Genomic DNA, 7877 nt, shown 5'->3' with positions numbered 1-7877 from the left:
GGACGAAGACATCTTTCTCAGGATCCGCCACAAGCCTATCCCCAATGTAAATCCTGCCTTTCGTCGGCTCTTCTAAGCCCGCAATCATCCTCAGCGTTGTTGTTTTCCCACAACCGCTCGGGCCTAAGAGGATCGCAAACTCCCCATCCTTAACTTCCAAACTCATGTTTTTGACAGCCGTAAAGTCTCCGAACTTTTTCCACACGCTCACGAGTCTAACACCCGCCACTTCCACCACCTCAAAGGAACATTAGCTTCCAAAGATATTTAAAGGGGAGGGGTCAGCGCCTCCTCCTCAAGAGCAGCGGGAGTGCTGCGAGGGCTATTATCGCGGCCGGCCCGCAAATGTGCCAGCCGCCCTTGCTGCTACTGCTCGAAGGCGTGCTTGACGGGCTTGAACTACTGCTCGACGAAGAACTGCTCGAAACCGAACTCGAACTGCTCGAACTGCTTGATGAGGACGAGGTCGAACTACTACTGCTCGAAGAGCTCGAAGTAGAGGAACTCGACGTAGTACTGCTCGAAGAGCTTGAGGAGGAAGTACTGCTCGAAGAGGAAGAAGTCGGGGTGGTGCTCGTTCCCGTTCCCCCTCCGGTGCCCTTTACGAGGGACAGCACCACAACGGTTGCCCTGTGACCGTTCTCTGCGTCGTAGCTCTGGAGCTGCTGCTCCTGAGTCGGCTTAAAGCCAGCAGGGACGAGCAAGTCCATAACGCGCGGGGCAACACCGGCTATGATCGCGTCCGCGTCCCCGCCGCCAATCCTCCACTGTGCGGCCTTCACTGCCACATCGCGCCAGTGGTCAATCCCGTAACCGTCCTGAGAACCTATGAGGACTGCCCCGTAAAGCCCGTAGCTCACGTTGAGCTTCATGTACTCCTTGGGCATAGCCACCATTATGGCGTTCTTCGTGGGGTCAACCGATATCTTCAGGATGCCCTTTATCGAAGTGCCGTTCGGAAGGAATACGTAGTCCTCCCATCCCTCGACCCTTATGGCCACGTCCCACGGGTGATCGGGATCGAGGTTGACGTTTGAGCCGGGGCCGTTACTGTAAGCCTTTACAGCGCTGCTGTTCCCGCCTTTCTTGAAGTCGAAGTACGCCTCGATCATCTGCAGGCTGAACCCGTTAGGCCCGTTCCACGGGTTATCACCCAAGTTCCTGAAGTAGAACACCATCAGGTAGCTGTCCTCCTGCTCTATGAGCTGGAATCTCGTGAGGTCGAAGACGCCGGGCTTAAAGACCTTATCAGTCGGGTAAGTATAGTTCCCGGGTCCGTGATCATCGCCGACAGGATCTTTCATGTCAACCAGGACGATGCCCTTGACCTGCTTCGGGAGCTTGAGCTCGACTGGGGTGCTTATGACCGAGAGGTTGCCGTTGTGGAGCGTCGAGACGGCGAAGTAAACGTCGGTCGGGTTCTCGAGGTACTTGAAGGGCACTGTGACCTCTATCCCGTCGCCGGTTTTCGTGGCGTTCAGCTTTGCTACTGGCCTGTAGGTGTCGTAGCCGGTGGCGTTGTAGATCGTTGCAGTTCCGTTGGCGTAGCTCACGTGCGTTGTTATCATGAGGCCTACGCTCTGGGCACTGTACGGGAAGGTCGTGTACGTCAGCTCCTCTGGAATCGGCTGACCGATGGTGAAGGTGTTGCCGATGAACCTCTCAGGGTTCCAGATGCTTACCTCAAAGTTGCTCAGGTTGCCCTTAACGGTGAAGTGGAAGCCATCGCCGTCGAAGTAAACGCTTACCCCCTTCGCATAGGGGCTGAGGCTTGAATAGCTGGCCGTCTGCCCCTTCTTCAGTCCGACCGTTTCCCTCACGAGGTAGGGCTGGCCGTCCGGGAAGTAGTTGCCGTAGAGGTAGCTCGGCGGGTTGATCCCGAGGAGCCTGTACATCTCGTAGAGGTAGTTCTTGAAGAGCCTTCCAAAGCCCTGGTCGAAGCCGCTGTCCTGATCTCTCCCGTACCACCAGAACCAGTCGCTTCCCTCAGCCCTGAGGAGGTACTCGAAGGCCTCGTTCCACCTATCCTTGGGAACGCTAAACTTGTGCTCAAAGAGGGCGTTCCTCGCCAGGTAGAGCCAGTACCAGCCGAGGTTCTCCTGTCTCTCGCCTATCCACGTTGAGAGTGTTCCATCAACCCAGCTCGATTCCGGCCAGAGGTGCGGTCCCTGTACTCCGGCGAGCTTGTAGAGCTCATCGAGGCTCGTGGCCTCCTTGAGCGCATCGACGTGATCCTTCAGGTCGAGGTAGTTCATGGTGTGCGGCTCAAGGACGTTCGCCTCCTCCCCGTACATCTGGATGTACTCATCCGGCGTAACTGTCCTTATGAGCCCCTCTTTCTGAAGTTCCTCAAGCTTCTTGTATAACATGTTCAGGAACATGTCCCCTTCATACGGGTAGTTCTCCCACGGGTTCTCACCGTCGAGAGCGACCACGTAGACAAGAGAGCCGTCGGTGTTCTGCTTCTGAAGCTTGAGGAGCTTGTCCACAAAGTCCTGAACGGCCTGTTTCTGGTTCATCCCGGCGTAGTTGAAGCCCACCCTGTCGCTGAGGGCGTGGTCCCTCGGGAATATGTATATCTTAGTTCCGTTGAAGTCCGCCACCCAGGGCCTGTAGTAGTTGGTGACGGTATGGGGAATTCCCATCTTTTCGAGGACGTTCTGGTCGCTTATCACCCACTCCCAGCCGTTCTCGGCGAGCAGCCTGAGGGCATCGTCGTTCAGGCTGCACTCGGCCTCCCAGCCGCCGTTCGGGAGAGCCCTCCCATCGCCGAGGTATCTCTTGTACAGCTCCTCCCCCCTCTGGATCTGGGTTGCAAAGTCGCTGGCCCAGCCGAAGTCGGCCAAGATGGGGCCTATCGGGTGGGCGTACGGGACGAAAGTTATCGCGTCTGGACCGTTGCCCAGGTACTTGTTCACAGCTTTGTAGTAGTCGAAGGTGTGGTTTATGAGCTCCATCTGGACGTCGAGGACGGTTTTGAGGTCGTCCCTCGTGTAGCCGCCGGTGTTGACCTTGTCGTAGAGGGGTTTGAGCTCGCTGCTGTTCACTATGTAGTCGTGAGGGAGCCAGGCGAGGTTGAAGAGGACAGCGAGGTCGAGGTAGTCCTGATCGCTCAGACTCGACGTTATCTTGACCTTCTGCTCGTTTAGGGGCAGGTTTCCGTACTTCGCAAAGAGGGCCTTTCTCTCGTTCAGCAGGTCAGTATACCTCTTCCAGTACACCCTTATCGGGTTGCCGTTGCCGTCGGCTAAGGGCTCGCCGTTCCAGGGTATGGTGTTGTCGAAGAAGCCGCCCGGAACCTGGAGCATTACCCACTTCTCCTGGGTGCTTAGGGGCGCACCGTTGGCGAGCTTCCAGCTTATCCTCTCCCTGACGTCCATTGAGCCGTTCATGTAGAGGGCCATCTGCTCTATCAGCGAACCCGATAGGTCTATCGTAACGTGTATGTCCGGGTACTTCGAGAGTATCGCCGGCATCCTCCAGTAGTCCCTGACCGCGTGGAGCCTGACCCACGGAAGGACAAACTGCTTTGCTACCGGGTCGTAGTAGAAGGGCTGGTGCATGTGCCATACTATGATCACGTTCAGGGGCTTCGCCTGGTCCGCTTCCACAGTCCCCACGTTAAAGAGGCCGAGTACGGCCATGGAAAGCAGGAGTAGGGAAAGTACCTTCACAGCTCTCATCCATCACACCTCCGTAGTGTTTGGAAAAAAACGAAATCATTCCTTCAAACCTCCGACGGTTAAACCGCTCCTTATGTAGTTCTGGGCAAGCAGGAAGAGTATGAAGACCGGTAGAGCGAAGAGCATTGCCGCCGCCGAAAACTGGTTCCAGCTGACGTTCCTGAGGTCACTGAGCATGCTGTAGAGCCATACGGTCAGAGGGTAGTTGTTCTGGTTGAGGAGGAGGTTGGCGATAATAAGCTCGGTCCAACCGCCGATGAAGGCGAATATTGAGACCGTGGTTATCCCCGGGAGCGCCATCGGGAGGAGCACGTGCCTTATGATCTGGAGGTAGCTCGCGCCGTCAACGAGGGCAGCCTCATCGAAGTCCGTGCTTATCGAGTCTATGTAGCCCTTGAGGAGCCAGGTGTTGAAGGGGACGCCGCCGGCCGCGTATATGAAGGGGAGCACGTAGATGTTGTTGGTGAGGCCGAGCTTAACGAGCATTCCGTACAAGGCGACAAGGCCCGCTATCCCCAATCCGCCCGCGACCTGGGTGAACATCAGGTAGAAGTACAGCACGTGCTCCCTGCCCATGAACCTGAGCCTGGAGAACGCATAGGCCGCTGGAACGACGAAGAGCAGCGTCAGTATGACCGTCAGAGTGGCTATTATTATGCTCCTCTTGAGGTAGCCGAAGAAGCCGCCGTTCACTTGGTTGACGAAGACGAAGAAGAAATCGGTCACCTCAAGCTTCCCCGGCCCGGAGCTTATCCTAACCCTTCCCGGGAGCGTGAGGGTAACTTCCTTGCCAACGTAGGTGTTGTTGGCCACTTTGGTGAGGCCCTTGAGGGGTATCCTGCTGCTCCCCGGGTTTTCAACTGTGATCCTGACCTCCTTCGCCTTGAGGTAGGTTCTGCCTATGACGCCGATACTGGAGTCTATTTCCTTCGCCTCTATGGAGGCAAGCTTGCCCCTGACGTACCTCACCTGATTGTTCTGAACCGTCCTGTTGGCACCCTCAACCTTGATGTTGCTGACGTACTTGAGCGTAAAGAGGGAGTTGATGTAGGATCTGCCCCAGAGGGTGCCGTCCTTGTACTCGATCGTGTAGTCCGTACCGATGAGCGTTCCCCCAGTGCTGGTGATGTTGAAGAGCTTGGACTTCACGGTGGCCTCCTTGTGCCCGAACACTACCTCCCTGTAGTTATCGAGGGTAGAGCGGTGTGGAATCAGCGTTATTGAAGTTGATGCTAAGCTCTCCTTTGGTTCAATGGAGATGAGGAACATGTAGTAGACAGGAAAGAGGATTATCCCCATGATGAAGATCGCCAGCAGGGTTATCGCAGCGGCTTTCCAGAGATCCCTTCTCGGAATGTCCAGTTTGAGCTCCATCAGCTCGCCCCCTCCTGTATTTTAGTTATCTTCATGCTGATCAGCATGTAGACCGCGAGGACCAGCGTGGCTATGAAGAGAACCGCGGCCGCCCTTCCGTAGTGGGGTATTGACGAACCGAAGGCCTTCTGGTAGCCGTACAGGAGAAGGAACCTGTCCTCGAAGAGGGAGCCGTTGTAGAGGAAGGGCACGAGGAAGTACTGGAAGCTCGCGGCGCTCGTGAGGATCGTGGCGAAGGCTATCGGCTTGCTCACTATAGGTATAACGACCTTGGTGAGCCTCTGCCAGTAGGTGGCCCCGTCGATTATGGCAGCCTCCACCAGTATATCGGGAACCGCCTGAAGGGCGGAGGTTATGACGGTCATCATGAAGGGGTAAGCGAGCCAGACCTCTATCACGTTCAGGGCCACAAAACCATAAGTCACGTTGTTTATCCAGTCTGGGGGGTGTGAGACACCAAAATCCCTAAGGAGTATGTTAACGGGGCCGAATATCGGGTCGAACATGAACCTCCAGACGGTGATTGAGAACAGCAGCGGCAGCGCCCACGGGATTATAAGGAGGGCCCTGTAGAGCGACTTCCCTATGACGTACTTGCTGTTGTAGAGCACCGAGAGGAATATCCCTGCGAGAACCTTAAGGGTAACGCTCGTCGCCACGAAGAGCCACGTCCAGAGAAAGGCCGACCTGAAACCGGGGTCGCTGATGGCCCAGCGGAAGTTGTCGAGGCCTGTGAACCTGAGCGGCGGTGCGTTTGGGGTTTGTATCGGGAAGTTGCCGAGCTGGGCGTTGGTGAAGGCAATGTAGATCGAGTACAGTATGGGGTATATGTTGAAGAACAGAAAAGCAACTATCCCCGGGAGGATAAGCGCTAAAGCCGCCTCTGTGCGTTTTCTCATCACTTCCACCCCTTGTTAAGAGTAAAAAAAGAAGGAGATCAGCCGCTTATTGCCTTCAGGATCTGCTGCTGGGCATCCTGGAGGGCCTGTTCAATGGTCTGTTTGCCTCCGACGATGTTGGTGATCGCCTGCCCGACAGGGCCCCAAACGGCCGCCATCTTGACGCTCTTGGGCATGAGGTAGGCCCGCTGAACAGCGTCCATGAAGCCCTTTAGAATCGGATCACTGGTGATGTCCGGGTTGTTGTAGACGCTCTTGAGGACCGGGACGTAGCCGTTCTGGAGGGCGAGCGTTGTCGCGACGTCATCGCTGGTCGAGAACCACTTGAGGAAGGTCCATATGGCCTGCATCTTGCTGTCCGGGGCGTTTGCGGTAACGTAGATGAGCTTGACCCCACCGTAGGGCCTCGGGTAGTAGGTCTTGCCGTTCAATGTTATCGGAGGAAGCGGCTCAACGCCGAAGTTTATCCCCGCTTTCTTAACGTCTGAGATGATCCACGGTCCGTTTATCATCATCGGGGCGTTTCCATCAGTGAAAATGCTGACCTGAGCGTTGTAGTCGGTGGTGTGGGCCATGTAAGGCCAGATGTTGTTGAAGAAGAACTTGAAGCCCTCGAGGGTCTGGGTCAGGTTGAGACCCGGTTTCTCGGTCTTATCATCAAAGTAGTAGCCGCCGAAGGCCTGCACCCAGCCGGAAAGGAAGTAAGCGTTTACCGGGCTTGCAATGCCGTACTTACCGTTGTTCGGGTCGTAATACTGCTGCATTATCTGCTTCATCTCGTCGAAGTTCTTCGGCGGGTTCTTGACCATGTCCTTGTTGTAGATCAGGGCTACAGTCTCAGCCGCAAAGGGAACCGCGTAGTAGTGTCCCTTGTACTCAAAGGCATCCTGGGCGAGGGGTATGAAGTTGTCGCTGAAATCTGAGGGCACGTAGCTGTCTATGGGCTTGAGGAGGCCGCCCTCGGCGAACTTCCCGATCCAGTCGTGGGCCCATATGAAGAGGTCCGGACCCTTTCCGGCGGGAATAGCGGCCTTTAGAGCCGTCTCAAGGTTCGCCTTGTACACCATCTTGATCTGGATGTTGGGGTGCTCGATCTCGAACTCAGATATCAGGTCCTGGAAGGTCTGGGCCTCGGCCTGGCCCATCGCGTGCCAGAGGACTATCGTAACCTTCTTACCGGGGGTTGAAGTTGAGGTTGTGGTCGTTGAAGTTGTTGAGGTTGTTGAAGAGCTCGAAGAACTCGAAGACTGAGTCGTCGATGTCGTGGAATGGGAGGTTGCTGAAGAGGTCGAGGAGGTTGAGGAGGACTGAGTGCTTGAGGTGCTCGATGTTGCCGATGAGCTCGGAGAGCTTGAAGACTGAGTCGTTGAACTCGAACTCTGGGAGCTGCTCTGGGTCGAGCTCGGGCTGCTGCTACTGCTCTTGCTGGTGCCTCCACCGCCAAGACAGCCGCTGGCCACTACCCCAAGAAACAGAACGCCCACAAGAAGCAGGGCGAACAGACTTTTTCTCATCTCTCATCACCCACCCAACTTTCGTGATAGAGTATCATCGCGGGTGATATATATATCTTGCGCTTTCACCCCCGCACCACCAACGGGTTACCGTTCATACCCGTACTCAAACCGCTGGGGGGTTCCCTTATAGCGTCGCTGGATTTCAAAACGACAGTGTTTCCCCCCGTCAGGATAATCTATCACGACGCTTACGCTCTCGCCATTGTAGACCCGATCGTAGGCAACAGTCTGGCCCTTAAACCGAAGCGGAACGAACTCCCCCAACTGGAGGGCCCGGCTCTCCCTCCTCATTTTTATGAGCGCCCTTGTAACATTAAGGATTTCCCTATTCCACTTCCCCTCATCCCACTCCATCGGAGCCCTTCCGGTGCCCATCCCCTCACCCCCACCCCTGAGTCCTACCT

General features: G+C 55.9%; 5 protein-coding genes and 1 pseudogene. All 6 read right to left on the bottom strand.

Annotation, left to right across the window (positions count from 1 at the left end; genetic code table 11):
- Positions 1-229 (bottom strand): ATP-binding cassette domain-containing protein (locus MVB78_RS01855; RefSeq protein WP_297487276.1); only part of this gene is annotated, 229 nt, incomplete at its 3' end.
- A 52-nt stretch (positions 230-281) separates the two neighbouring features.
- Positions 282-3683 carry a glucodextranase DOMON-like domain-containing protein gene (locus tag MVB78_RS01850; protein WP_297487275.1) on the bottom strand — a complete coding sequence of 1134 codons (3402 nt, stop codon included), beginning with the start codon at positions 3681-3683 and terminating at the stop codon, positions 282-284.
- A gap of 36 nt (positions 3684-3719) precedes the next feature.
- Positions 3720-5057 (bottom strand): sugar ABC transporter permease, encoded by a 1338-nt coding sequence (locus MVB78_RS01845; RefSeq protein ID WP_297487272.1) that lies wholly within the window; start codon positions 5055-5057, stop codon positions 3720-3722.
- A complete protein-coding gene (locus MVB78_RS01840; RefSeq protein ID WP_297487271.1) occupies positions 5057-5956 on the bottom strand; it encodes a carbohydrate ABC transporter permease in 900 nt (299 codons plus the stop codon). The genes MVB78_RS01845 and MVB78_RS01840 overlap by 1 nt, the downstream gene beginning before the upstream one ends.
- A 38-nt stretch (positions 5957-5994) precedes the next feature.
- Positions 5995-7470: an extracellular solute-binding protein gene (locus tag MVB78_RS01835; RefSeq protein ID WP_297487269.1), complete on the bottom strand. Its 1476-nt coding sequence runs from the start codon at positions 7468-7470 to the stop codon at positions 5995-5997.
- Positions 7471-7557: 87 nt separating this feature from the next.
- Positions 7558-7877, bottom strand: a pseudogene (locus tag MVB78_RS01830) (hypothetical protein); the annotation flags it as partial.

Source organism: Thermococcus sp., assembly GCF_026991495.1.
Classification (GTDB): domain Archaea; phylum Methanobacteriota_B; class Thermococci; order Thermococcales; family Thermococcaceae; genus Thermococcus.
The sequence above is the reverse complement of the archived record's forward strand: the minus strand, read 5'-3'. Positions and strand labels throughout refer to the sequence as shown.

Bases quoted from the DNA above. Each gene is read 5' to 3' on its own strand.
- MVB78_RS01850 (WP_297487275.1), bottom strand. From the start codon at position 3,683: ATGAGAGCTGTGAAGGTACTTTCCCTACTCCTGCTTTCCATGGCCGTA.
- MVB78_RS01845 (WP_297487272.1), bottom strand. From the start codon at position 5,057: ATGGAGCTCAAACTGGACATTCCGAGAAGGGATCTCTGGAAAGCCGCT.
- MVB78_RS01840 (WP_297487271.1), bottom strand. From the start codon at position 5,956: ATGAGAAAACGCACAGAGGCGGCTTTAGCGCTTATCCTCCCGGGGATA.
- MVB78_RS01835 (WP_297487269.1), bottom strand. From the start codon at position 7,470: ATGAGAAAAAGTCTGTTCGCCCTGCTTCTTGTGGGCGTTCTGTTTCTT.